The sequence below is a fragment of the Rhodococcoides corynebacterioides NBRC 14404 genome (genome assembly GCF_001894765.1).
Lineage (GTDB): Bacteria > Actinomycetota > Actinomycetes > Mycobacteriales > Mycobacteriaceae > Rhodococcoides > Rhodococcoides corynebacterioides.
In genome coordinates this window covers 132025-154454 of record NZ_BCWV01000001.1, presented here as the reverse complement: position 1 = coordinate 154454, position 22430 = coordinate 132025, and the positions used below count along the sequence as shown (strand labels likewise).

Genomic DNA, 22430 nt, shown 5'->3' with positions numbered 1-22430 from the left:
CCATCGGTCGCGAATACGGACAGACCGATAGTACGGACTCAAACCGGGCGCTTCAACGTAATGGCCGGACTAAACCGACCGAAAGTCTAGGTTCGGAAGTTCAGATAGGCCTTCGAGGGCGTCGGGCCGCGTTGTCCCTGGTACTTCGATCCGAGGGTCGACGAACCGTACGGCCGCTCCGCCGGGCTGGACAGCCTGAACAGGCACAACTGTCCGATCTTCATGCCCGGCCAGAGGGTGATCGGCAGGTTGGCCACGTTGGACAGCTCCAACGTGATGTGGCCGCTGAAACCGGGGTCGATGAACCCCGCCGTCGAATGTGTGAGGAGTCCCAGACGACCCAGGCTGGACTTGCCCTCGAGGCGGCCCGCGAGGTCGTCCGGCAGCGTGATCGCCTCCAGCGTCGACCCCAGGACGAACTCGCCCGGATGCAGCACGAAGGGCTCGCCCTCCCCCGGCTCCACCAGCGTCGTCAGATCGTCCTGCTGCTGCTTCGGATCGATGTGGGTGTACTTCGAGTTGACGAAGACCCGGAACAGCGAATCAAGCCGCACGTCCACGCTCGACGGCTGCACCATCGTCTCGTCGAACGGGTCGACACCCAGTCTCCCGGCCGTCACCTCGGCCCTGATGTCACGATCGGAAAGCAGCACGCGGCCAGGCTACTGACCCGCCGCGACCTCCTGATAACCTGGGCGCTGCACGGCCCCGCCGGTCGCGCACGCCGATGTAGTTCAATGGCAGAACATCAGCTTCCCAAGCTGAATACGCGGGTTCGATTCCCGTCATCGGCTCCACCGGCCCCTCTCACCCGGCCCCGTTCCCGCCGCGGCGTTCGTCGTCGGTAGGCCTGCCACCCCGGCCCCCGGCAGTGTGGCGGGAGCTCGCATTTAAACGACACGAGCGGTCTTGAGGTCCACGCGTCGGACTCCGCAAGGTGAGACACTCGGGCTGAATCGCGGATGAGCCGCGACCGTGGCATCGACGCGAGGGTTGCTGAATTGCACATCGGGTTCCGCCCCTCAGGGGGCCGTGGCGAGTACGAGGTTGTAGGCAATCACTCCGGGTACAACGCCATCGGTCTTGAAGGCTGGACTTTCAGTATGAGGTGGCCAGATGGCCTCGTCCGAGACACGGGGCTCTGGCTCGACCCTGCCGAGAGCGGGAAGCCACGGCTGCGGTCGATGCTGACCCCGGCAATTCAGATATCAAGAATCGTCACGTCGATGCTGATGCTGCCCGACCCGACTCGCGAACTCCGCAGCACGCCCAAGAGCCTTCCGATAGCGGTGACGAAGCGATACATCGTCAAGGACGTTGGCTTCGGCACGGAGAGCGAGTTCACGGGAGTAGCCGACCTGGTCACGTTTGTTCCCTCGTACATCACAGTAGCCAATCTCGGCGAGTCCAAGAGTATTGGAGTCGCGGCGCGGTGGACGAGGGTCGAAGCCGTCTACATTCAGTCCGATCTCCTACCTGGCGCACTGCCCGCGCTGGTGCAAAGCCATCGCGACTCCCTCGCGACCGGTGATCCGGTCACGCGTGCGCTGACATCAACGGTCAACGGCATCATGGCCAGCTTGTCCTCGACGCCAGGTCTCGCCTACCAGGAGGGCTCCGACCCCCTTCCCGCCCTTGAGATGCTGCTGGGGATCTCTCCCCCGAGCGGACCCACGTTGCCACCGCCTGACGAGCTGGGTGAGGACGCTCCCGCCATCAGTGCGAGGTCGGCCCACCAATACCGCCTCGCCAAGGTGCGTGGCGCTTCTGGGCGAGTTTTCAGCAACGCAGTGCGCGCTTCCTACTCGAACCGGTGCGCTTTTTGCGGCGCACAATTTGGGGGAATTCCAGGAATTCGGTCCGGTGTCGACGCGGCCCACATTCTGGCATGGAGCAAGCACGATCTCGACGTCGTCCCGAACGGTCTCTCCTTATGCAAATTGCACCATTGGGCCTTCGACGCAGCAATAATTATGCCAAGGCGTGAGGATGACAGATACTATCTCCGCTTCACTAACCTCGCAGATCTTCTCGGGCACGAGGAGATCGCACGCATAGGCAAAGAGGGCCAACCTATACCGGACCAATGGCTGCCCAATGACACGGCCTTGCATCCGAGCTCGGCGTTCCTGCAGCGCCTCTACGCTGACTTGGGTGTGACATTTAGGTCGGATGTCTGAGCGCTCGCGCGCTGCACGTCGAGCGCGTTTACCGCTCGGTGGCCTATCCACTCGGCGACCGGGACCGATACCGCATTGCCACAGGCGTGGTAGCGCGCCGACTCTAGGGTCGCTTCGCTTGGCATCTCGTGCGCGGGCATTGTCCACTCATCCGGAAAGCCTTGCAGCCGCTCAGTCTCCAACGGAGTGAGTCGCCGGACTGCGCCCTCCGGGTAAGAAACGTAATTCCTCGACCAGTCCGTACCCGTATGCCGCGCAGACTCTGCGTAGAGGCAGTGAGCGAGCTTCTTTACGAAGCCTTGCTTAGGATTTCCAACGCTGACCGCAAAGGGGGAAACAGGTTTCGGCCCATCCGGTCGGCGCGTCTCAGAATTCCGGTCGCCGCATTCGGGCTCAAAAAGTATCGAAGCGGCGGTCTCTGGTCCTCCAAGAGATCCGACAATGAAGACTCTTGTGCGACTTTGGGGGATGCCGAAGTGTCGACTGTCAAGCACTCGCCATGCCACGCCATACCCGAAGTCGGCCAGCGTCCGAAGGATGATTGCGAAATCTCGTCCTTCGTGGGAAGAGAGGAGAGCCGCAACGTTTTCGAGAATGACAAGTTCGGGGCGACGCGCGCCAATAAGCTCTGCAAAGTCGTAGAAGAGCCCCGACTGCTTTCCTCGGAGGCCACTTCGAGGACCCATTCTTGCAAGACTGATGTCTTGGCACGGGAACCCGCCAGCCCAGATTTCCGCCTCGGGGATGTCATCCGCTTTTACCTCCGTGATGTCGGCGACGCGTGGGACGTCTGGCCAGTGCTTCGCCAGGATGTCCAAGCAGAACGACTTCTTCTCGCACTGCCACACGCTCTTGATACCGGCACGCTCGAACCCGAGGTCGAAGCCACCAATACCTGCAAAGAAGCTCGCAACGCGATACGGCTCCGGCGCGATAGGGTCACGACCCTTCACGCTGTCACGACGTGCCATCGTCTGAGGCGCTCCCTTCGGCGTGTACAGCCCATCCCAAGTCGCGCGAACGGGCGTTCGAACGCACTGAGGGTAACGGACGGTGCAGACATGTTCTTGAACGCCACGGTACGGGTAGCTCGAACCGTCCTTGAACCTGACACGCAGGATCGCCGACGTTGGGGTCAACAGTGCAGGCGACGCGCATTGACCGACGTGGAGAGGCCCATCGCTTCGAGCGCACTCATCGCACCCGACTGGTCGTCCTCGAACAGGTGTGCGTACACGCTCAGAGTCGTGGTGACCTGGGCGTGACCCGCGAACCGGGCAATCTTGAGCGGCGGGATGCCGGCGGCAACGCACAGCGACACGTACGTGTGCCGCAGGCTGTGGAACTTAAGCGTGGGGCGGCACCGGCGTACCTAGCCGGATGGTCTGCAGCACGGCGGGCCGACATACCGCCTTGTAGAACGTCCGGTGGCGCAGCGGCTGGCCCCAGCCCAGCGTCAGGCGCAGTTCGGCCTCGCCGACGGTGAGTGCGGCCAGTGCTGCGGCGGCGGTGAGCCTGGTGCGTTGGCCGTCCTCCCCCACCGCGCTCAGGCCCGCTGGCCTGGCGGCCACCAACGTCATCCCCGGGAACAGCGGCGCTGTGGGATCGTGTCCGCGTGGGTGCAACGCCAGGTAGTCCCGCAGCAGGGCCACCGTGGCCGGCGTCAGCGGCACGCGTCGCCGGCTCCCGCGCGTCTTCGGGGTGTCGTAGGTGAGCGCGCCGCCCACGGTGGCAAGGGTCCGGTCCACCCGCAACGTGCCCGGCTTGGGCGCTGCGTTCGGGTTGAGCGACCGTGGCGGTCGTTGTACGTCGGAAACCTGCAACCCGCACAGCTCGGCCGCACGCAGGCCAGCCCACGCCGCCACGTGGATGTACAGGTTGTACGGCCAGGGCGTTGCGGCCACGAGCGCCTGCACATGCCCCGCAGCGAGGAAACTGGTGGGGGTCGTCAACGACGCCCGGTGCACGCCCTGGGTGCTGCGCTCGCTCGGCAGCTTCACGTAATCGGCCGGGTTGGTGCCGGTGCGCCCGTCGGTCACGCATTTTCTTGACGACGAAGAACGCATGACGCACGGTGCTGGGCTTCTTTTCCACAGCCGCCTGAGCCTTCACCAGTCGACTTCTCCGTCGAAAGGATTCGGTCGCCACGCCTCGCGTCGAGTGTCGGCATGAAGGACGCGCCAGCACAATGTGCGACGTCGATAGCAAACGCTCTACCCGGCCGAGCCTGTCACATCGATCATGTGTGCAGTGAACTTCGGAACGGTCGTGTTGCCGCCAATCTGGGTGTCGTAGGAGAATGAACCGTCGACACTGATGAACATCGTCACGTAATCGTCCTCGACCACGTTCGCAGCCACCGCCGAGTCGTAGGCTTCGACCACCGTGTTCACGTCATAGTCGAATTGATAGTCCTGCGGCGACGCGGCCGTGTTCGCGCGAAATTGGTCGTCCCCGGTTGCTGCGTCGAACTGGGTGACCACCCCGTAGACAATGAACTTTCGCCCGATGTACTTGTCCGGCGTCTTCGCCATGAGGGCGAATTCACGAGCGTCGATCGGCGCGTATGCAGAACGATCCAAACGCGCAGCTTCTTGCGCAGCCGATGCCTCGGCAGCGGCGCGGGATCGTTCGGCAGACGCGGATGCCTCGGCAGCACTCGTACTCCTGGGAGCAGAGACCGAGCTTCGCGCCGCCGTACTCGATGACGCAGAACTCCTCGATGTCGAGCGCACGTCATCGTTACCGATCGACGCTCCGATGCCGATCACCAAGAGCACTGCAACCACTCCGCCCAGCCACTTCCAGTTGACACCCTTCTGCACTGGCGGTCTGCCGGGCACATTGGGCCCGGTGGGAGGCGCGCCGAGAATCAGATTCGGAGGCAACGGTCGCGTCTCCTTGGTCCACCGCCGGCCATCCCACCATCGCAGCTGCGGTACGCCTTCTGGGTCCGGGAACCACCCGGGCGGCGGGGTCTGCATCATGGGAGAAATAGTGACAGACCGTGCGGTTCGCCGACGCACGTTTATCGAATCAGTAACTCTATGGCGGCGCTCGCGCCGAGAGAGTAGGGGAGGGGCTGCGGATGTTCGAACTCTTACTCGGACCTCTAAACCGCATCGGACTGCGACGACGCCCCAGCTCCCAGCCACGACGTGCGAGGCTGAGCCTCGAAGGACAGCCGTCGCCGCTCTTCGAACTGGGTTCGCGGGTTCGATTCCCGTCATCGGCTCCACCGCTCCACTCGCACGGCCCCGTTCGCGCCGCGCCCGTACGCTGCGGCCATGCCCGAACGCGTCGTCTCCGCCCACCTCGATCTCGAGGTCACCGATCCCACCACGCTCGAACTGCAGATCGCGGTGGCTCCCCTGCCGGGTGCCGACGTCGTCGACACGCTGTCGATCACCGTCGACGGCGAGCCGGCCGAGGTGACGGAGTTCGCCGGGTCGCACGGCACGCGGGTGCACCGACTGCCCGTCGAGAGCGGGAAGGTCCTGGTCCGGTACGACGCCACCGTCACCGGTCTCGCCGACCCCGCGCCGACCACCGAGCTCGAGCGCGCGACCTACCTGCGGCCGAGCCGGTACGCCGAGGCGGACAAGTTCTTCGGATTCGCCGCCACCGAGTTCGGCAGCATCGAGGACGACGCGGACGTGGTCACCGCCGTCGCTAACTGGGTCGGGGCCCGGTTGAGCTACGTGCCGGGCAGCAGCGACCCCATCGACGGGGCCGCGGACACCCTGCTGGCCGGCGCCGGGGTGTGCCGGGACTACGCCCACCTGGTCGTGGCGATGCTCCGCGCGCTCAACGTGCCCGCGCGACTGGTCGCCGTCTACGCGCCCGGGTGCGATCCCATGGACTTCCACGCCGTCGTCGAGGCGATGGTGGGTGATCGCTGGCTGGTGGTCGACTCGACGGCGCTGGCCCCGCGGCAGACGCTGGTGCGGATCGCCACGGGACGGGACGCCGCCGACACGGCCTTCCTCACCAACCACCGCGGGGCGATGACACTGAACTCCTCCGAGGTGACGGCCGTGGTGACGGACGGACTGCCCGTCGACGACGGCACGGAGGCCGTGGTCCTGCGCTGACGCCCGCCCCTCCCCTCTCCCCTTCCCGCGCTTCGGTTCGTTTCGCGCGCTGCCTACGACCAGCGCGCGAGCACACTGGCAGCGCGGGAACGGAAAGGGGGAGGGGCCGCCGCGGGACGGGAGGGGCGGGAAGGGAACGAGAGGGCACCCGGGGACGCGGGGTTACTGTTACCCGAGGGACCGAAGCCGTCCCTGCCACTCGGAGCCGAGCGAAGCGGAGCGACATGAGCGTCCAGCACGAGGCAGCGGAGCCGAGCACCCCGGACGAGGTGCCGTTCTCCCCGCGGCCGGTGGGCCTGCCGTCGACGGACCCCTTCTATCGCGCGCCGCGGGGATTCGAGAGCGCAGAACCCGGCGACGTGCTGCGGGCGCGGCGGGTGGAGGTCGGCCTGTTCTCGCTGGTCCCCCAGCGCATCGACGCCTGGCAGCTGCTCTACCGCACGTCCGACCTGCGCGGCGATCCGTCCACAGCGGTGACCACGGTGTTGCTGCCCGCGGGAGCGCGTCCGGACGAGACCAGGCCGGTGGTGTCCTATCAGTGCGCCATCGACGCCGTGAGCGACCGCTGCTTCCCGTCGTACGCGTTGCGACGCGGCGCCCACGCACTGGGCTCGTTGCCGCAGGTGGAGATGGTGGTGGTGCGCTACGCGTTGCGACGCGGGTGGGCCATCACCCTGCCCGACCACGAGGGTGCCGACGGACGCTGGGGTGCCCCGGTGGAACCCGGTTACATCACGCTCGACGGGGTGCGGGCGACGCTGCAGTTCGGGCCGGCCGGGCTCGGCCCGACCAATCCGGTGGCGTTGTGGGGCTACTCCGGCGGCGGACTCGCGACGTCCTGGGCCGTCGAGGCCGCGGGCACCTACGCGCCCGAACTGAACATCGTCGCGGGTGCGCTCGGCTCACCCGTGGGTGATCCCGCCTCGGCGTTCACGCGCCTCAACGGAGGACTCTTCGCCGCGTTGCCGACGATGGTGGTCGAAGGACTGCGCCGGACCTACCCGGACCTCGCGCGGATCATCGACGAGACGGTGGCCGAGCCGGGGCAGGACATCCTGCGCCGATTGCAGAGTCGGACGACGGTGCACGCGACCCTGGCGCTGATGATGCACGATCTCGACCGCTACACCCGAGTTCCGTTGGCCGACATCATGGCTCGTCCCGAACTCGTGCAGATCTTCCAGGACATCCAGCCCGGCAAGTCGGCGCCGACGTTCCCGCTGATGATCAACCAGGCGTCCTACGACTGGATCATCGCCTGCGACGACGTCGACGGCCAGGTGCAGCGGTACCGCAAGGCCGGAGCCCACGTGCGCTACGACCGCGACCGGTTGGCCGACCACATCTCGCTGCACCCGCTGACCGCCTCGGTGGTCATGGAATGGCTGGCGGACCGGTTCGCCGGGCGACCGCTGGACGCTCCGTCGGACACCACCCGCTGGTCCACCGCACTGACTCCACGGGGACTCCGCGGCCTGCTCGGCCTGGGCGTGTCGACGGGATTGGCCGCGCTGGGCCGCTGACCCGGATCGACCGCCTCAGCCGGCGTCGTCGGTCTCGGCCGGCGGTACCGAGTATCCGGGGATGCCCTCCGGCTCGTCCGACGGCTCGCCGGACGACTCCTCCGGCCGCTCCTGCGACCCCGAGTGCGGGGTGCCGAAGTCCGGTGGACCCATGGCCTCGCCGTATCCCGACGCGTCCGGTGTGGTGCTCTCGCTCATGCCAGTCCTCTCGATCCGGTGGTCGGCTCCGGCGTCACGGCCGGGCCTCGTGTCCGCGGCGCCCGTGGGTGCGCCGGTCCTCTTTCATCTCGGCCTCGAACACGTGCCGCCGGCCGTCCATCAGGCGTTCCCGGATCCGCCGCTCGTGATCGCGCACGGTGGTCCAGTACCCGTCGTCGAAGTCCTCGACGATCTGGAAGGTCCACCGGCCTTCGAGCACGTTGCGCCCCACCACGTTCCGCTCCAGCTCGTCGGCTTCGTCGGCATGCCCCGCGTCGCGCAGCGCGTCGGCGGCCTCGCCGAGGGTGAGGTCCGCTCGACCCATCATCTGGTGGAAGTCGTAGAGGGCGCCGCGGGCGCGCTCCACCCATTCCAGCGCCTCGGAGACCGATCCCACGGCCTCGACGGTCTCGTCCGAGACCCCGTCCGGCCGTCGATGATCGGCCAGCATCTTCTCGCGATCGTCGCTCATGACGGCCGTGTACCCCCGCCGGCGGCCGTCAAGCCCCGCTCCGCGGAGCAGTCCCCGCAGACACCCCAGAAGAAGACGTCGACGCCGTCCACTCGGAAATCGGGGACGTCCGATCCGGTCGGTGCGAGGTCCACCCCCGGCACGATCGCGGTGTCGAACAGGCGCCGACAGTGCCGACACATCAGGTGGTGGTGATCGTCGCCCTCGATCCGAAGCTCGTACAGGGCAGCCGAATCGGCCGGCTCGACCCGGCGCAGCAGACCGGCGGACTCGAGCGCGTCGAGGTTGCCGTACACGGTCTGCCGGGACAGGCCCCGGTGCCGGAGCGTGCGCGCGACGAAGCCCGCGTCGACGTGCGGATGGGAGGCGATGACCCCGAGAACCAACAGTCGTGGCACCGTCACGCGAAGACCGTGCTGGTGCAACACTTCCCGCCACTCGGCGTCGGTCGGCCCCACACCGGGAGCGGTGGCTGGTGCAGTCGGATGAACGTCCACGGGCGCCGAGTAGCCGTGACGAACGCGACCAAACACTCCTCCGTCAGGAGTTGTCGCGAGTCGCCCGGACCTTGCGTCGATGGCTGGTGTCGCAGAACGGGTAGTTCTTGCTCCGGCGACAGGCGCACAGCGCCACCATGAATCGATCCGAGCGGACCGAGGTGCCGTCGTCGAGCTCGACGTCGACCGGGCCCTCGACCATCACCGGCCCGCCGGGCACCACCCGTACCCGCCGCGCCTCGCGTCCGTCGCCCGACCCGTCAGGCACGACGAGCTCGCACGACCACCAGTTCCTCCGAGCGTCGGCCCGGCGCCAGCTTGCCCGAGGCCTCCAACCACGCGGCGCGGGAGTGCATGACGGGGCCGAACGCGATGCGCCGGCGGGCCGCGACGTCGGCGACGGCACCCGCGGCGGTGAGGCGACGCAGCGTCTCCGGCACACCGGAGAACTCGGAATGGACGATGAGCATGGTCCCGTCCGGCGTGAGCAGGTCACCGACGGCGTCGCACAGCGGATCGAGGACCACCCGTCCGTCGTCGCCGGCATCCCAGGCGCGGTGGATGCCGACGCCTTCCGGGCGAGTCGGTGACGGCACGTACGGGGGATTCGAGACCACCAGATCGAACGGCCTCTCGGCCACCGCGTCGGTCAGGGTGCCGAGCCGAGCGTTCACCTCGACACCGACCCGTCGGGCATTGTCGGCGACACAGGCCACGGCACGAGGATTGATGTCGTACGCGAGGACCTCGCGCGCACCGAGCAGGGCGGCCTGGATCCCCAGGACACCGGTGCCGGTGCACAGATCGAGAACACGGGCGTCGAGCGGGGCCGCGGCCACCGCCATGGCATCGCAGAGGAAACGCGAATCGTCCTGCGGTGCATACACACCGGGATGCGCTCGGACAAGGTCCATCGCATCGTGCCGAACAGTGGTCACAGAGCTGCCTCTCGTCGGTCTCGCGCCCGGCGACCGTCCGCTCGGGCGGCGTCACCGCCGCCCGTTCCCGGTCCGCACCCTTTGCTCGAGTCCGTTGATGGGCAGGCCCACCCGTGTGTCGAGTGGTCACCCTCGGGGTCCCCCCGGGGCGTCACACGCATGCCCCGGCCCCGGGGGCTCGAAACCGACGACGCCGGAAAAACCCCGCATCGAATCTGGCACTCACCACCCGAGAGTGCTAATCTCGGTGCTGCACAGCTGGTAGGAGCCTCCACGCGGGGTGGAGGCCGCTGATGTGATGGAGGTGAGTGCTGTGCTTCGCTTCGATCCCTTCTCCGACATCGACTCGGTGGCCAAGCAACTGCTCGGTGCGTCCGCAGGATCGCCGCGCGTGCCCCGGTTCATGCCGATCGACCTCTACAAGTCGGGGGACCACTACGTTCTCAAGGCCGATCTGCCGGGCGTCGATCCGGGCTCGGTGGACGTCGACGTCGACAACGGCATCCTGACGCTGCGGGCGGAGCGCACCGCGCCGAGCGATCAGGGCGTCCAGTGGATCACCTCGGAGCGGTTCTCCGGCAAGTACATGCGTCAGCTGAGCCTCGGCGAGGGCATCGACACCGAGGGCATCGCGGCGACCTACGACAACGGCGTGCTCACCGTGACCATCCCGGTCGCCGAGAAGGCCAAGCCGCGTCGCATCGAGATCGGACGCAGCACCGACGGGCCTCAGCAGGTGGAGACCGGCGGCCGAACCGAGGTCACCTCGGGGTAGTGCACCCAGTAGCTCCGGGGCGGGTCGAGCCCGTCCCGGTGCTCACCACCGCCGCGCGATGAGGGCGGCTATGCGCGGAAGTTCCTCCGGCGGTAGGGGTTCGAGCCCCACCACCACCTGACGGGTCAACAGCCCGTCCACCGACATGGCGAACAACTCGGCCGAGGCGGTGGTGGCGGGGTAACCCGCCTCGGTCATCTTGTCGACGATCAGCGCGACGAAGGCGGCGAGCTGGCGATCGAAGACCGCCTTGATCTCGGGCCGGACCAGTCCTTCGCCCAGCAAATGGTGCCGGGCGATCACGCGGGCGCGATGGTCGTCGCTGCACATGTCGGTGACGAACCCGACGATCGCGTCGACCACGGCGTCGAGGTCCCAGCGATCGAGGGCGAAGTGCGCGGCAGCCACCGCCATGTCTCGTCGGAACACTTCCTCGAGTGCCAGCGACAGCAGTGTCGCGCGGTCCGGCGCGTGATAGTTCACAGCGCCGGCGCCGAGGCCCGTCGCCTGGTCGACGGCGCGATGGGTGAAACCGCGTGGCCCGCGCTCCGCCAGGACGGCGACGGCGGCCCGGGCGATCAGAGCGCGACGATCGGGCTTCGACACCGTCGTCGCACCCTCGTCTCGGTCCCGCGTGATCACGGCCGTGACTCTACGGTCCTGCACGACGATGCGGACGCGCACGTCGCATCTGCAATCCGAGTGTGACCCGCAGCGACGGGGACGACCCACCGGCCGTCACCGCCGCTCCCCCCGACCGCGATCATCACCCCCGGCCGCCCACGGCGGTCCCGAACAGTGGCACACACCGGGGCCGCTCGCGCCCCCCGTCAGCGGCCGATCGACCGATCGACCTGGTGAATCGCGACAAATTCGCGCCGGGGGTTTGACAGGGGTCACCGTACGCCGTCTCCTTGACAGATGTTGAGAAATCGCGTCATCGGCCGCCGCGCCGCGCTCGGTCTCGCCGTCGCGGCGAGCGTCGGCGTCGCCTCCACCACCGTCACCGGCGGCCGTGCCGCTGCCGGGCCCCTGCTGCCCCCCACCTGCGCCCCGCGATACCCCGGCTACCGGGACGCGGACTTCGCGAAGCCCTACGCCAAGTACTTCGAGCCGCGGACGGCGCCGCCCCGGGCCGTCGTCCAGCAGGCCTACGCCGGCCCCGCGCTGGCCCCGGCGGCCGTTCCCCGATTCGAGAGCCTCACCCGCGATCTCGGCCCGACGGGACTGTCCCCCGTCGAGACCGGCTACGGCCGCTCGCCCGACGGCGTGGTCTTCGTCGCCGTGCGCACCGAGATGCCGCGCGTGACCGCGGCGATGTGGGACTGGTGGTTCGGCTGGCATTCCACGGAGGCGGCCCGCTACAAGTTGTGGCACCCCGATGCCCACCAGTTCGCCGCGCTCGCGGAGGACCGCACGCGGCGGCCGATTCCGGACAAGCAGAAGTACATCGGCAACACCACGTTCGTCGACGAGTACGTGGGACCGAAGCTGCAGCAGCTCGCCATCAACTTCCGCGATCCGGTGGCCCACGGATTCACCGTCCCCGCCGATCAGACCATCGTGTTCGGCCGCGTGGGGAGCAGTATCGCCCCGGTCGACCTGGGCTGGCTGGCGCACCAGGTGCGTCCGATCCCCGGCGGCGCCGAGATGCGGAGCCGGTTCTTCCTCAACATTCGCGGACTCAAGGTGCCGGACGTGGTGCAGGCCGCGTGCGCCGTCGCCCGCGGGCCGGCCGTCGATCCGAGCGATCTGGACCTCTCCCTCGAGCTGGGCCGGGACCTCCTGTTGCACTGCGGCTCGGAGATGAACCACCTGGCGCGGTTCCTGCCCGAGCTCCACGCCGAATTCTCCTGACCACCGCTTGAGCCGGTGACGAGGGGGTATTCCGCAGGTTCCTCTCGAAAGGCATCTGCGTGCGCATTCTCGTCACCGGCTCCACCGGGTACATCGGTTCCCGGCTCGTCCCGATCCTTCTCGCGGACGGGCACGACGTGCTCGCGGCGATGCGGGACGACGGCAAGGCGGACTCCTTCAGCTGGGGCGAGCGCGTCACGCCGGTTCATTTCGACATCACCGACCCCGACTCGATCGACTCGGCCCTCCGCACCGCCGACGCCGTCGTCTATCTGGTGCATTCGATGGACGACGGCGATTTCGTCCGCAAGGACCGCGAGGCCGCCGAGGCCGTCGCCCGCGCCGCCGAGAAGCACGGTGTCGACCGAATCGTCTACCTCTCCGGCCACGTGCCGGACGATCGGACGGAGTTGTCCGACCACATCCGCTCACGCCTGCAGGTGGAGGAGGTCTTCACCGAGTCCTCGGTCACGTCGACGGTGCTGCGCGCGGCCATCGTGCTCGGCTCGGGTTCGACGTCGTTCGAACTGGTGCGCCGCATGGTGGAACGACTTCCCGCCACCCCGGTGCCGTCGTGGATGGTCAAGAAGGTCCAGCCCATCGCCACGGCGGACGTGCTGCAGGTGATCGCGGCCGCGCTCGGCGAACGGCCCGTACCGGGCTCCTTCGACATCGGCGGCACCGAGGTCATGACGTATCCCCAACTGCTGCAACGGTATGCCGCGGTGGCCGACCTCGCCCGGCCGCAGTTCCGCGTGCCGTTCGTGCCCACCCCGGTGGTCGGACGCGCCGTCGCTGCCATCACCGGCATGCCGCGGGGAACGGTGATCTCACTGGTGGACAGCCTCCACCACGACATGGTCGCGCGGCGCGGCAACGCCGTGACGAGCGAATTCGCCGACGCGGTGGGGGACCCGATCGGCGTCGACGACGCCATCCGTCGAGCGCTGACGGTGACGGCCCACGACGGGACCGACGCCGAGGGCACCACGGACCCACAGGCCGCCGCCGATTCCGACCCGTCCTGGGCGGGCGGATTCGTCCGCATCGAGGACGGCCGGGTCCAACACGACGCCTCGGGACTCGCGGCGGTGCTCGCGCGCCGACGCTGACCCGGCCGATCACGGTTCCCGCGCCGATCGGCGGGTACCCGGCCCGGCATGACCGACGACGCCGCCGCATCTCCCCGCCCCCTGCGCGACCCCGTCCACGCCTTCCCGGCACCGGACCGTGCTGCGCAGCAACCGATTTCCCATCCCGGTCTCACCCGTGACCTGGTCACGACGCCCGACCACGGCGAGACGTCGTACCGCGGGTCCGGACGATTGACCGGCCGCCGGGCCCTGATCACCGGGGCCGATTCCGGCATCGGTCGCGCCGTCGCTCTCGCGTTCGCCCGAGAGGGCGCGGACGTGGTGCTGAGCTACCTGTCGGACGAGGAGGAGGACGCGCAGGAGACGGCTCGTCTGGTGGAGGAGGCCGGCCGGAAGGCCGTGCGGGCACCGGGCGACATCCGCTCGGAGGAGTTCTGCGCCGACCTCATCGACACCACCGTCCGGGACCTCGGCGGCATCGACATCCTGGTGAACAATGCCGCGTTCCAGATGGCGCAGAGCGGCGGTATCGCCGACATCACCACCGAACAGTTCGACCGCGTGCTGAAGACCAACCTCTACGCGCTGTTCTGGCTGTCGAAGAAGGCCGTCGCCGTCATGGAACCGGGATCGACGATCGTCAACACCTCGTCGGTGCAGGGAGTGAGCCCCTCTCCGGAACTGCTCGACTACGCCACGACCAAGGCGGGCATCATCAACTTCTCGAAGGGCCTGGCGCAGGACGTCGCGTCGCGCGGTATCCGCGTCAACGTGGTTGCGCCCGGCCCCATCTGGACTCCGCTGATCCCCGCCACGATGCCGCCGGACATGGTCGAGGGATTCGGCGACCAGGCGCCGCTGGGCCGCGCCGGGCATCCCGCCGAGCTCGCCCCCGCCTACGTCTATCTCGCATCCGACGACTCCAGCTACGTCACCGGCCAGGTCATCGGCGTGACCGGCGGGTCACCGATTCTCTGACCGCACCCAACCCCCGAGGAGCCATTCCATGAAGGCAGTCACCTGGCACGGCAAGCGCGACGTCCGTGTCGACACCGTGCCCGATCCCCGCATCGAACACCCCACCGACGCGATCATCGAGGTCACGTCCACCAACATCTGCGGGTCCGACCTGCACCTCTACGAGGTGCTGGGCCCGTTCATGAATCCCGGCGACATCCTCGGGCACGAGCCGATGGGCATCGTGCGCGAGGTCGGCAGCGAGGTCACCGAGCTCTCGCCCGGCGACCGTGTCGTCATCCCGTTCCAGATCTCCTGCGGCAGCTGTCACATGTGCGACAAGCTCCTCTACACCCAGTGCGAGACCACGCAGGTCCGCGACACCGGTATGGGCGCGGCACTGTTCGGCTACTCCGAGCTCTACGGCTCGGTGCCCGGCGGCCAGGCGCAGTACCTCCGTGTTCCGCACGCGAACTTCACCCACATCAAGGTCCCGGACGGGCCGGCCGACCAGCGCTTCGTCTACCTCTCCGATGTGCTGCCGACGGCCTGGCAGGCCGTGCAGTACGCCGACGTGCCCGACGGCGGCACGCTGGCCGTCCTGGGCCTCGGGCCCATCGGAGACATGGCGGCGCGGATCGGAACCCATCTCGGATACCGCGTGATCGCCGTCGACCTCGTTCCCGAACGTCTCGCCCGAGCGACCGCGCGGGGCATCGAGACCGTCGACCTGCGCGACGCGAAGGGCCGGGTCGGCGATGCGATCCGCGATCTGACGGACGGGCGCGGGACCGACTCCGTCGTGGACGCCGTGGGCATGGAGGCGCACGGATCACCGGTCGCGAAAGTGACGCAGCAGCTGGCCGGACTGCTTCCCGACGCGCTGAGCAAGCCGATGATGCAGCGCGCCGGGGTGGACCGACTCGACGCGCTGTACTCGGCCATCGACATCGCCCGGCGTGGCGGGACGATCTCCCTGTCGGGTGTGTACGGCGGTGCTGCGGACCCGTTGCCGCTGCTGACCATGTTCGACAAGCAGCTCCGGCTCCACATGGGGCAGGCGAACGTCAAGCGGTGGGTCGACGACATCCTGCCGCTGCTGACCGACGACGACCCGCTGGGTGTGGACGATTTCGCCACCCACACCGTCCCGCTCGACGACGCACCGCACATGTACGAGGTGTTCCAGAAGAAGCAGGACGGCGCTGTCAAGGTCGTTCTCACTCCGTAGTCGAACCGTCCGCCGGTCCCGAACGACGACAACGCCCCCGCCTGCAGGCGGGGGCGTTGTCGTCGACGCGTCAGTGCGTCGTGAGGTCCGCCGAGTCGGCGACGACGGGAACGCTGCGGTCCAGGCCGAGAATCGTCAGTGTCCGGAGCACCCGAGGTGACGGTGCGATCACGGCCTCGATACCGCCGGGCAGGTCACGCAGGACGTTCTCCAGGGCGGTGACGCCGGCGCTGGAGAAGAACTCGACGCCGGAGAGATCGAGACGAACGGCGGTGCCGGCTGTCACCGCACCGCGGACGGTGTTTTCCAGCCGCGGTGCGGTGACAAGATCGATGTCGCCGGACACGTGGACGGTGCTGCCGCTGACATGCAGGTCGAACGGGGTGTCCACCGGGTCGGCGAGCAGGGTGGCGAGAGAAGCGGGAGAGTCCTGGGTCATGTCGAGTCTCTCTTCTTGCACCCGACGGCGGTGCTGCCGGGCATGACGCGTCCGGCCCGTCTCTGGACCGCCTTGCATGCAATCCTGATCGACCGGAGTCTCGTCCCGACCGCCCCGAATGTCACGAAAGGGTCACGAAAGATCACGAACAGGTCACGGTGGCAATGGTGACAGGGCGACCGGAGATGATGTGGAGCATGTCACGAACGAGCGTTCTCGAAACATTCCTGGCCGACAGCCCGGCGTCCACCGCCGACGGGGCCGTCACCGACTACGCCGGCCTGCAGGCGTGGTCCGTCGCCGACCCGGCGGCGTTCTGGGAGTCGGTGCGCTCGTTCTTCGACATTCGACTGGGCGGCCACCTCGAGGACGCCGTGATCACTCCGTCCGACGATCCCCGCGTCTTCTCCGGCCGACAGTTCTACCGCGGCACCACCCTCAACTACGTCGAGACGGTCCTGCGCCATGCCGACGCGCGGCCGGAGGCCGTCGCGATCGTCGACGACGCCGAACCGGGTGGCCCCGACACCCGCACCGTGACCTGGCGCGACCTGGTCCACGAGGTGTCGGTGATCGCCGACGCTCTGCGCTCGCTCGGCGTCGGACGCGGTGACCGCGTCGCCGGCTACGTTCCCAATACCGCCGAGGCCGCGATCGCGTTCCTCGCCACCGCGTCGCTCGGCGCCGTGTGGACCTCGTGCGGGCAGGACTACTCCCCGGCCGCCGCCGCGGACCGTCTCGGTCAGACCGAACCGGTGGTCCTCGTCACCGCCGACGGGTACCGCTTCGCCGGCAAGGACCGCGACCGCCGCGACGCCGCGGCGGAACTGCGCGACGCCGTCCCGAGCCTGCGCCACGTCATCGCCTTCTCCCGCCTCGGCACGGACGTGCCCGGGGCCACGTCCTGGGCCGACCTGATGCGCGACGGCGACGACGTCCCCACGGTGGTTCCGGAGCCCGTGCCGTTCGACCACCCGCTGTGGATCCTGTTCTCCTCGGGCACCACCGGCAAGCCGAAGGGCATCGTCCACGGACACGGCGGAGTGGTGCTCGAGCACGTGAAATCCGCTGCGCTGCAATCGGACATCGGACCCGAGGACGTGTTCTTCTGGTACACCTCCCCGAGCTGGATGATGTGGAACTACCTCCTCGCCGGGCTGCTGTGCGGAGCCACCGTCGTCTGTTACGACGGCAGTCCCGCGGCACCCGCGACGGGGACGCTGTGGGAGTTGGCGGCCCGGCACCGCGTGACCGTCCTGGGTACCAGCCCCGCGTACCTCGCCCAGTGCGAGACCGCCGGAGTCGAGCCGGGCCGCGAGCACGACCTCCGCCTCGTTCGCATGCTCGGCGTGACCGGATCGGTGATGCCCGCGTCGGCCCATGCCTGGGTGGAGCAGCACGTCGGGGACCACGTCCACGTCGCGTCCATCTCCGGCGGCACCGACGTGGTGAGCGCGTTCGTCTGCGCGCCCACCGACGTGCCGGTCCGACCGGGCGAGATCCCCGCCGTCGCCCTCGGCGTCGCCCTCGAAGCGTGGAACGACCACGGCCGGAGCGTGATCGGGGAATCCGGTGAGATGGTGATCACCGCACCGATGCCGTCGATGCCCGTGGGGTTCTGGAACGACGAGACCGGTGACCGCTACGCCGACGCCTACTTCTCCACCTACCCTGGAGTCTGGCGGCACGGCGATTCCATCACCGTCACCGAGCGCGGCGGCGTGATCATTCACGGCCGGTCCGATGCGACGCTGAATCGCAACGGTATTCGCATGGGCAGCGCCGACATCTACTCCGTGGTCGAACATCTCCCCGACGTCGAGGAAGCCCTCGTGGTGGGGGTCGAACGCGCCGACGGCTCGTACTGGATGCCGCTGTTCGTCGTCCCCGCACCGGGCCGCGAGGTCGACGACAGGCTTCGCGAGACCATCGCGACGGCGCTGCGGACCGAGGCCTCGCCCCGCCACGTGCCCGACGACATCGTCGCCATTCCGGCCGTCCCGCACACCCGCACCGGCAAGAAGCTCGAGATCCCCGTCAAGAAGGTACTTCTCGGCGCGGACCCCGCCGTCGTCGCCGACCCCGAATCGATCGACGATCCCGACGCCCTGCGATGGTTCGGCGACTACGTGGCACGGACGGCGTCGAGCGACGCCTGACCGGGTGGGGTCCGGCGGCGTTCGACCGGCGGGGCCCGGCGGCGTTCAGCCGGCGGTTGCCTGCAGGGCTTCCGCCGCGGTCGAGGGCGCGCGGCCCAGCACTCGCGCGAGATCGTCCGACTCCGAGTACAGGTCGCCGCGGGCGATCCCGGCGTCGGCGTTCACGAGCAGGTCGACCACCGGCGCCGGCAGTCCGGCGCCGGTGAGCACCTCGGCGTGCTCGGCGGAGGTGACGTTGCGGTACGTGACCGCGGCGCCCGACACCCGGGCGATGGCATCGGCCAGCTCGGAGTAGTTCACGGCCGGTCCGGCGAGTTCGAGCACGGCCCCGTCCTCGATATCCGCCGAGCCGTCCGGGGCGCTGATCACCAGGGCGGCGGCCTCGGCCAGGTCGGCGCGCGCCGCCCCCGCGATACGACCGTCATCGCCGCTGCCCAGCAGCACCCCGCTCTGCGCGGCGGACTCGATCGAGGCCGCGTAGTTCTCCCAGTACCAGGTGTTGCGCAGGACGACGGCGGCCAACGGCGAGGCCGCGAGCATCTGTTCCGTGGCGACGTGTTCGGGCGCCAGTCCGATGGTGCTGGTGTCCGCCCTCAGCAGGCTGGTGTACGCGATCAGCGACACACCGGCCTCCTCGGCAGCGGCAATGACGTTGCGGTGCTGCACTTCTCGCTGTCCCACCTCGGAGCCCGAGACGAGCAGCAGACGGTCCACTCCGTCGAGCGCCGTGCGCAGCGCAGCGGGATCGGTGTAGTCGGCCACCCGCACGATGACACCCTTCGCGGCCAGGTCTGCCGCCTTCTCCGCATTCCGGACGACGGCGACGACGCTGTCCGCCGCGACACCGCGCCCGAGCAGCGTGCGCACCGCCGCCGAGCCGAACTGTCCCGTTGCTCCGGTGACCGCGATGACCGTCATGATCGCTCCCTGCTCGTAGCGACAGGGCCGAGCGCCCTGCCGCCGACCAGTGTGCACTTACTTTTCGTGTGGTGCAAACAGGAACGTCAGTACGGGCTCGATCGTCAGCGGTGGGCGTACGCTGGCGGGGTGACCGACCCCCAGTACGCCGTCGACGTGTTCTCGCGCCGATGTCCGTCGCGCGAGACGATGCAGGACATCACCAGCCGGTGGGGCGTGCTCGCCCTCGCCGCGCTGCACGACGGTCCGCACCGCTTCGGCGAACTGCGTCGCCGGGTGGACGGAGTCAGTGAACGCATGCTGGCGCAGACGCTGCAGCGCCTCGAACGTGACGGGCTGGTCGCCCGAACCGTGCTGACGCAGATCCCCCCGGCCGTCGAATACACCCTGACCGATCTGGGTCGGGCCACCGCCGCCCCTCTGGTCGCCCTCATCGGCGTGGTCGAACACCGCATCGACGAGGTGATGACCGCCCGCGCGGAGTACGACCGGCGCACCGCCTGCGCAGGCGGCTGATCAGCCACCCGCGCGGGCGGGGCGATCAGGACTGTCCGCGTCCGGTCTCGTTCTGGAACTCGTCGATCTTCCGCGACGCCTCCGCCTTGGTCAGCCCGTCAGGCACCGTCTCTCCGGCTTCCTGGGCGAGCGTCTCGAGGTAGCTGCGCTGCGCCCCGGTGATCGGCTCGTCCCCGGTGACCCAGTCCGACGGGTCCTTCTCCGCGTTCTGCTCGACCGGTGTGGTGTCGTTCTGCGTGTTCTCGCTCATACGTTCGACATACCCGCCGTCGTCGCCGGGCAAACACCGGCAGGATGGCGACCGTGTGGTATGGAAATGCGTCCACGCCGTTCTCTTTTCGAGACAAAGGGTGAATCGAGGCGCCGAATTCGACACGAACGCGCGCATTGTCAGCATTTATTCAGCAAGCGGTGCTACAAACGATCGTGTGATGGTCCTTCTGATAGTCCTCGGCGCCTGGGTGGTGCTGGGCGCGGCTGTCGCCGCCGCGCTCGGGCGCTCCGTGCGGCGCGCGGACCAGGAAGAACTGGGCTCGGACCGCGATTGGGACCTCATGATCGTCGAGGACGTCCCACATCGCTCCGCCTGACCCACCCGCCGTTCTCGAAACGGCTCGATCAGAGCACCATGCGCGGCGCTCCGGCCGCGGGATCGAGCGTCCGATACGCCGACGCCAGTCGATGCACCGCCTCCCGGATGCGGTCACTGCTCTCCGTGAACGGCAGTCGCATGTAGTGCTCGAACGCCCCTTCCACCCCGAACCGAGGCCCCGCCGCCACCACCACCCCGTGCGCCGGAGCCACCGCCGCGAGCGCCGTCGACACCGGTGCCGGCATCCGCAGCCACATCGACAGACCACCCGGCGGCGACTCGACCCGCCAGTCCGGCAGCGCCTCGCCCACCGCGTCGAGCAACGCACCACGACGACGACGCAGGACGTCGCGACGCGGTGTCAGGACGTCGTCGTGACGCGCGATCAGTTCCCCGCACGCCAGCTGATCCATGATCGGCGTGCCGATGTCCTCCGCTGCGCGAGACGTCGCGAGCCGGGAGATCAGCGTCGGCGACGCCCTGATCCACCCCACGCGAAGTCCGCCCCAGTACGACTTGGACGCCGAACCCACCGTCACCACACCGTGGCCGTGCGTCGCCGCGGCCACCGGCGGCGGCGGCGGCGCGTCGAGCCACAGGTCGGCCATGGACTCGTCGACCACCAACGTCGCCCCCGCGCGGCGCGTCACGCTCACCAGGTCGGCGCGGTCCTCGCGGCCCATCACCGCACCCGTCGGGTTGTGGAAGTCCGGGAGCACGTAGACGAGCGACGCGCCGGTCTGCCGGATCGCGTCGTGCATCGACCCGAGGTCCCACCGGCCGGGTGCCGCGTCCGCCGGCAGCAGCGGAACCGGCACCGCGCGGGCCGCGGTGCGCCGAATCGCCTCCAGCGCATTGGGATACGTCGGATGGTCCACCACCACGCGATCCCCGGGTGACGCCAGGACCTCGAGCAGCAGGCGCCACGCCTGCTGCGCGCCCGAGGTCACCATGATCTGGTCGACCTCCGTGGGCACCCCGCGCTCCTCGTACCGGCGCGCGATGGCGCGGCGCAGCACCGTCAGACCCACGGGATCGATTCCGTGGCCCGAGTAGTACGCCGGAAGCGCCTGCAATGCAGCCTGATACGCCGCGGTCACCGCCTCGGGTGGGGCCGTCACGGCAGCGTGGGTCATGTCGATGGTCGTCTCCCCGGCGCTCCGCGGAACCGACTCCCACCTCTCCGGCCGTGGTGGCAGCGCCACCGTGCTGCGCGACCCCTGACGGGACTGCAGGTACCCCTCCTCGCGCAACGCGGCGTAGGTGTTGGTGACCGTCGTCCGCGACAACGCGAGCACGCCGGCCAGGTCCCGCTCACTGGGCAGGGCCACGCCCAGCGGGATGCGGCCGTCGTTCACCAGGAGGCGGATGCCGTCGGCGAGAGCACGGTAGACGGGCCGGTTGCGCGACGTCGGGCGCCACTGACCCAGGTCACGAGCGAGCGTCGACGCTCCCAACACACGGGCCACCGGCCCCACCGTAGCGGGGCGGCGCCGCTCAGCCCATCAGGAAGGCGCCCACACCGGGAAGCCAGCCCACGGTTCCGCCCTCGAACGAGTTGTAGCGGCCGTGGCCGGTGGGGGTGCGCTTCTCGTTGCTCAGGGGATAACCGAGCGTGCCGCTCGGACCGCCGTGCGCCAGGTACCAGGCCAGGATCTCCCCGTGCACCTCGTGCGCGCCGCCGTCGGGCAGCGCGAACACCGTGGCGTGCTGGAACTCGAGCAGGCCACCGCCGCGCGGGGCGAGCATGAGGTCGCCGGTCCGCCGACCGATCCACGGATGTTCCAGAGCGAACCGCTCGAACTGGCACTCGAAGACCTCGAGACCCGCATAGGTCTCGGACGAGTTGACGGCGCCTTCAACGCTCACGGTGGCCTCCAGTGACCCCGGTCCCGACCAGGCCGAACCCGACAAGGCGGTCTCTCCGGGACTCTGGGCCACAGTATGCGCGCTGCCGTGAGATTTCACAGCCGGAACGGGACAGATCGGA

At 68.7% G+C, this 22430-nt stretch carries 27 protein-coding genes and 1 tRNA gene; 12 read left to right on the top strand and 16 right to left on the bottom strand.

From position 1 onward, the window contains the following. Positions 1-86: 86 nt before the first annotated feature. On the bottom strand, positions 87-653 hold the full coding sequence (gene dcd, locus RC2_RS00760; protein WP_068153540.1) for a dCTP deaminase: 567 nt from the start codon (positions 651-653) through the stop codon (positions 87-89). Between the two features lie 70 nt (positions 654-723). Between dcd and RC2_RS00755 the strand changes: the two genes are divergently transcribed. Beyond that, positions 724-797, top strand: a tRNA-Gly gene (locus RC2_RS00755). A 165-nt stretch (positions 798-962) separates the two neighbouring features. After that, positions 963-2180 (top strand): HNH endonuclease, encoded by a 1218-nt coding sequence (locus RC2_RS19110; protein WP_082895621.1) that lies wholly within the window; start codon positions 963-965, stop codon positions 2178-2180. Here the strand turns inward: RC2_RS19110 and RC2_RS00745 are convergent. The 4 genes from RC2_RS00745 to RC2_RS00730 all read right to left on the bottom strand — a co-directional run bounded on the left by RC2_RS00745 (position 2141) and on the right by RC2_RS00730 (position 5167). Then, positions 2141-3151: a DNA cytosine methyltransferase gene (locus RC2_RS00745; protein WP_072680897.1), complete on the bottom strand. Its 1011-nt coding sequence runs from the start codon at positions 3149-3151 to the stop codon at positions 2141-2143. The two genes, RC2_RS19110 and RC2_RS00745, sit on opposite strands and share 40 nt — an antisense overlap. Positions 3152-3315: 164 nt before the next feature. Further along, positions 3316-3501, bottom strand: coding sequence for a site-specific integrase (locus tag RC2_RS19105; protein WP_245810896.1), 186 nt, complete (start codon positions 3499-3501; stop codon positions 3316-3318). 25 nt (positions 3502-3526) lie between these two features. After that, positions 3527-4246, bottom strand: a complete 720-nt coding sequence (locus RC2_RS19100) for a site-specific integrase (protein WP_245810895.1) — start codon at positions 4244-4246, stop codon at positions 3527-3529. 147 nt (positions 4247-4393) lie between these two features. Beyond that, on the bottom strand, positions 4394-5167 hold the full coding sequence (locus tag RC2_RS00730) for a DUF2510 domain-containing protein (RefSeq protein WP_082895620.1): 774 nt from the start codon (positions 5165-5167) through the stop codon (positions 4394-4396). 300 nt (positions 5168-5467) lie between these two features. Between RC2_RS00730 and RC2_RS00725 the strand changes: the two genes are divergently transcribed. Continuing rightward, positions 5468-6274 carry a transglutaminase-like domain-containing protein gene (locus RC2_RS00725; RefSeq protein WP_072680894.1) on the top strand — a complete coding sequence of 269 codons (807 nt, stop codon included), beginning with the start codon at positions 5468-5470 and terminating at the stop codon, positions 6272-6274. A gap of 224 nt (positions 6275-6498) precedes the next feature. Then, entirely contained in the window at positions 6499-7797 is a 1299-nt protein-coding gene (locus RC2_RS00720) for a lipase family protein (protein ID WP_072680891.1), read from the top strand. Between the two features lie 15 nt (positions 7798-7812). Here RC2_RS00720 and RC2_RS00715 read toward each other — a convergent pair whose 3' ends face one another. The 5 genes from RC2_RS00715 to RC2_RS00695 form a co-directional block, all read right to left on the bottom strand. Further along, positions 7813-7995, bottom strand: coding sequence for a hypothetical protein (locus tag RC2_RS00715; RefSeq protein ID WP_068147283.1), 183 nt, complete (start codon positions 7993-7995; stop codon positions 7813-7815). A gap of 34 nt (positions 7996-8029) precedes the next feature. Next, positions 8030-8467, bottom strand: a complete 438-nt coding sequence (locus RC2_RS00710) for a hypothetical protein (protein WP_068147280.1) — start codon at positions 8465-8467, stop codon at positions 8030-8032. After that, the gene (locus RC2_RS00705; RefSeq protein ID WP_245810894.1) at positions 8464-8871 is read right to left on the bottom strand and encodes a Fur family transcriptional regulator; all 408 of its coding nucleotides are present in this window, start codon (positions 8869-8871) and stop codon (positions 8464-8466) included. Before RC2_RS00705 ends, RC2_RS00710 begins: the two co-directional genes overlap by 4 nt. Before the next feature lie 136 nt (positions 8872-9007). Continuing rightward, positions 9008-9166, bottom strand: a complete 159-nt coding sequence (locus tag RC2_RS00700) for a CDGSH iron-sulfur domain-containing protein (protein ID WP_082895445.1) — start codon at positions 9164-9166, stop codon at positions 9008-9010. Positions 9167-9224: 58 nt separating this feature from the next. After that, positions 9225-9878 (bottom strand): HemK2/MTQ2 family protein methyltransferase, encoded by a 654-nt coding sequence (locus RC2_RS00695; RefSeq protein ID WP_139277209.1) that lies wholly within the window; start codon positions 9876-9878, stop codon positions 9225-9227. A 337-nt stretch (positions 9879-10215) separates the two neighbouring features. Here RC2_RS00695 and RC2_RS00690 point away from each other — a divergent pair, with 337 nt between their 5' ends. Further along, on the top strand, positions 10216-10677 hold the full coding sequence (locus tag RC2_RS00690) for an Hsp20/alpha crystallin family protein (protein WP_068147289.1): 462 nt from the start codon (positions 10216-10218) through the stop codon (positions 10675-10677). A gap of 42 nt (positions 10678-10719) precedes the next feature. On the opposite strand, the gene RC2_RS00685 is transcribed toward RC2_RS00690, so the two are convergent. Continuing rightward, entirely contained in the window at positions 10720-11319 is a 600-nt protein-coding gene (locus RC2_RS00685) for a TetR/AcrR family transcriptional regulator (protein ID WP_169818370.1), read from the bottom strand. A 279-nt stretch (positions 11320-11598) separates the two neighbouring features. Between RC2_RS00685 and RC2_RS00680 the strand changes: the two genes are divergently transcribed. From RC2_RS00680 to RC2_RS00665, 4 genes are read left to right on the top strand one after another with little or no spacing between them, the layout of a single operon-like run. After that, complete coding sequence (locus tag RC2_RS00680) at positions 11599-12534, top strand: DAPG hydrolase family protein (RefSeq protein ID WP_169846837.1); 936 nt, start codon at positions 11599-11601, stop codon at positions 12532-12534. Positions 12535-12593: 59 nt separating this feature from the next. After that, complete coding sequence (locus RC2_RS00675; protein WP_068153590.1) at positions 12594-13646, top strand: NAD(P)H-binding protein; 1053 nt, start codon at positions 12594-12596, stop codon at positions 13644-13646. Between the two features lie 48 nt (positions 13647-13694). After that, positions 13695-14606, top strand: a complete 912-nt coding sequence (locus RC2_RS00670) for an SDR family oxidoreductase (protein WP_068150318.1) — start codon at positions 13695-13697, stop codon at positions 14604-14606. 28 nt (positions 14607-14634) lie between these two features. Beyond that, entirely contained in the window at positions 14635-15816 is a 1182-nt protein-coding gene (locus tag RC2_RS00665) for a zinc-dependent alcohol dehydrogenase (RefSeq protein ID WP_068150315.1), read from the top strand. Between the two features lie 70 nt (positions 15817-15886). Here RC2_RS00665 and RC2_RS00660 read toward each other — a convergent pair whose 3' ends face one another. Then, entirely contained in the window at positions 15887-16255 is a 369-nt protein-coding gene (locus tag RC2_RS00660; protein ID WP_169818398.1) for an STAS domain-containing protein, read from the bottom strand. Between the two features lie 164 nt (positions 16256-16419). Between RC2_RS00660 and RC2_RS00655 the strand changes: the two genes are divergently transcribed. Beyond that, positions 16420-18414 (top strand): acetoacetate--CoA ligase, encoded by a 1995-nt coding sequence (locus RC2_RS00655; RefSeq protein WP_068150312.1) that lies wholly within the window; start codon positions 16420-16422, stop codon positions 18412-18414. A 45-nt stretch (positions 18415-18459) separates the two neighbouring features. Here RC2_RS00655 and RC2_RS00650 read toward each other — a convergent pair whose 3' ends face one another. Next, on the bottom strand, positions 18460-19332 hold the full coding sequence (locus RC2_RS00650; RefSeq protein WP_068150310.1) for an NmrA family NAD(P)-binding protein: 873 nt from the start codon (positions 19330-19332) through the stop codon (positions 18460-18462). Between the two features lie 189 nt (positions 19333-19521). Here RC2_RS00650 and RC2_RS00645 point away from each other — a divergent pair, with 189 nt between their 5' ends. Beyond that, complete coding sequence (locus tag RC2_RS00645) at positions 19522-19848, top strand: winged helix-turn-helix transcriptional regulator (RefSeq protein WP_082895619.1); 327 nt, start codon at positions 19522-19524, stop codon at positions 19846-19848. A gap of 25 nt (positions 19849-19873) precedes the next feature. On the opposite strand, the gene RC2_RS00640 is transcribed toward RC2_RS00645, so the two are convergent. Then, positions 19874-20098: a DUF3072 domain-containing protein gene (locus tag RC2_RS00640; RefSeq protein ID WP_068150304.1), complete on the bottom strand. Its 225-nt coding sequence runs from the start codon at positions 20096-20098 to the stop codon at positions 19874-19876. 181 nt (positions 20099-20279) lie between these two features. Between RC2_RS00640 and RC2_RS18780 the strand changes: the two genes are divergently transcribed. Continuing rightward, positions 20280-20438, top strand: coding sequence for a hypothetical protein (locus RC2_RS18780; RefSeq protein ID WP_169846836.1), 159 nt, complete (start codon positions 20280-20282; stop codon positions 20436-20438). Between the two features lie 28 nt (positions 20439-20466). Here the strand turns inward: RC2_RS18780 and yczR are convergent, their stop codons facing one another. Together yczR and RC2_RS00630 are read right to left on the bottom strand one after the other, a co-directional pair. Then, the gene (gene yczR, locus RC2_RS00635) at positions 20467-21909 is read right to left on the bottom strand and encodes a MocR-like transcription factor YczR (protein ID WP_068150298.1); all 1443 of its coding nucleotides are present in this window, start codon (positions 21907-21909) and stop codon (positions 20467-20469) included. Between the two features lie 28 nt (positions 21910-21937). Further along, positions 21938-22309, bottom strand: coding sequence for an LGFP repeat-containing protein (locus RC2_RS00630; protein ID WP_068106393.1), 372 nt, complete (start codon positions 22307-22309; stop codon positions 21938-21940). Between the last annotated feature and the right edge of the window lie 121 nt (positions 22310-22430).

Bases quoted from the DNA above. Each gene is read 5' to 3' on its own strand.
- RC2_RS00645 (WP_082895619.1), top strand. From the start codon at position 19,522: ATGCAGGACATCACCAGCCGGTGGGGCGTGCTCGCCCTCGCCGCGCTG.
- RC2_RS00730 (WP_082895620.1), bottom strand. From the start codon at position 5,167: ATGATGCAGACCCCGCCGCCCGGGTGGTTCCCGGACCCAGAAGGCGTA.
- RC2_RS19110 (WP_082895621.1), top strand. From the start codon at position 963: ATGAGCCGCGACCGTGGCATCGACGCGAGGGTTGCTGAATTGCACATC.
- RC2_RS00695 (WP_139277209.1), bottom strand. From the start codon at position 9,878: ATGGACCTTGTCCGAGCGCATCCCGGTGTGTATGCACCGCAGGACGAT.
- RC2_RS00715 (WP_068147283.1), bottom strand. From the start codon at position 7,995: ATGAGCGAGAGCACCACACCGGACGCGTCGGGATACGGCGAGGCCATG.
- RC2_RS00680 (WP_169846837.1), top strand. From the start codon at position 11,599: ATGTTGAGAAATCGCGTCATCGGCCGCCGCGCCGCGCTCGGTCTCGCC.
- RC2_RS00725 (WP_072680894.1), top strand. From the start codon at position 5,468: ATGCCCGAACGCGTCGTCTCCGCCCACCTCGATCTCGAGGTCACCGAT.
- RC2_RS00710 (WP_068147280.1), bottom strand. From the start codon at position 8,467: ATGAGCGACGATCGCGAGAAGATGCTGGCCGATCATCGACGGCCGGAC.
- RC2_RS00650 (WP_068150310.1), bottom strand. From the start codon at position 19,332: ATGACGGTCATCGCGGTCACCGGAGCAACGGGACAGTTCGGCTCGGCG.
- RC2_RS00660 (WP_169818398.1), bottom strand. From the start codon at position 16,255: ATGACCCAGGACTCTCCCGCTTCTCTCGCCACCCTGCTCGCCGACCCG.
- RC2_RS00655 (WP_068150312.1), top strand. From the start codon at position 16,420: ATGGTGACAGGGCGACCGGAGATGATGTGGAGCATGTCACGAACGAGC.
- RC2_RS00720 (WP_072680891.1), top strand. From the start codon at position 6,499: ATGAGCGTCCAGCACGAGGCAGCGGAGCCGAGCACCCCGGACGAGGTG.
- RC2_RS00700 (WP_082895445.1), bottom strand. From the start codon at position 9,166: ATGGTCGAGGGCCCGGTCGACGTCGAGCTCGACGACGGCACCTCGGTC.
- RC2_RS18780 (WP_169846836.1), top strand. From the start codon at position 20,280: ATGGTCCTTCTGATAGTCCTCGGCGCCTGGGTGGTGCTGGGCGCGGCT.
- RC2_RS00745 (WP_072680897.1), bottom strand. From the start codon at position 3,151: ATGGCACGTCGTGACAGCGTGAAGGGTCGTGACCCTATCGCGCCGGAG.
- RC2_RS00640 (WP_068150304.1), bottom strand. From the start codon at position 20,098: ATGAGCGAGAACACGCAGAACGACACCACACCGGTCGAGCAGAACGCG.
- RC2_RS00665 (WP_068150315.1), top strand. From the start codon at position 14,635: ATGAAGGCAGTCACCTGGCACGGCAAGCGCGACGTCCGTGTCGACACC.
- RC2_RS19100 (WP_245810895.1), bottom strand. From the start codon at position 4,246: ATGCGTTCTTCGTCGTCAAGAAAATGCGTGACCGACGGGCGCACCGGC.
- RC2_RS00670 (WP_068150318.1), top strand. From the start codon at position 13,695: ATGACCGACGACGCCGCCGCATCTCCCCGCCCCCTGCGCGACCCCGTC.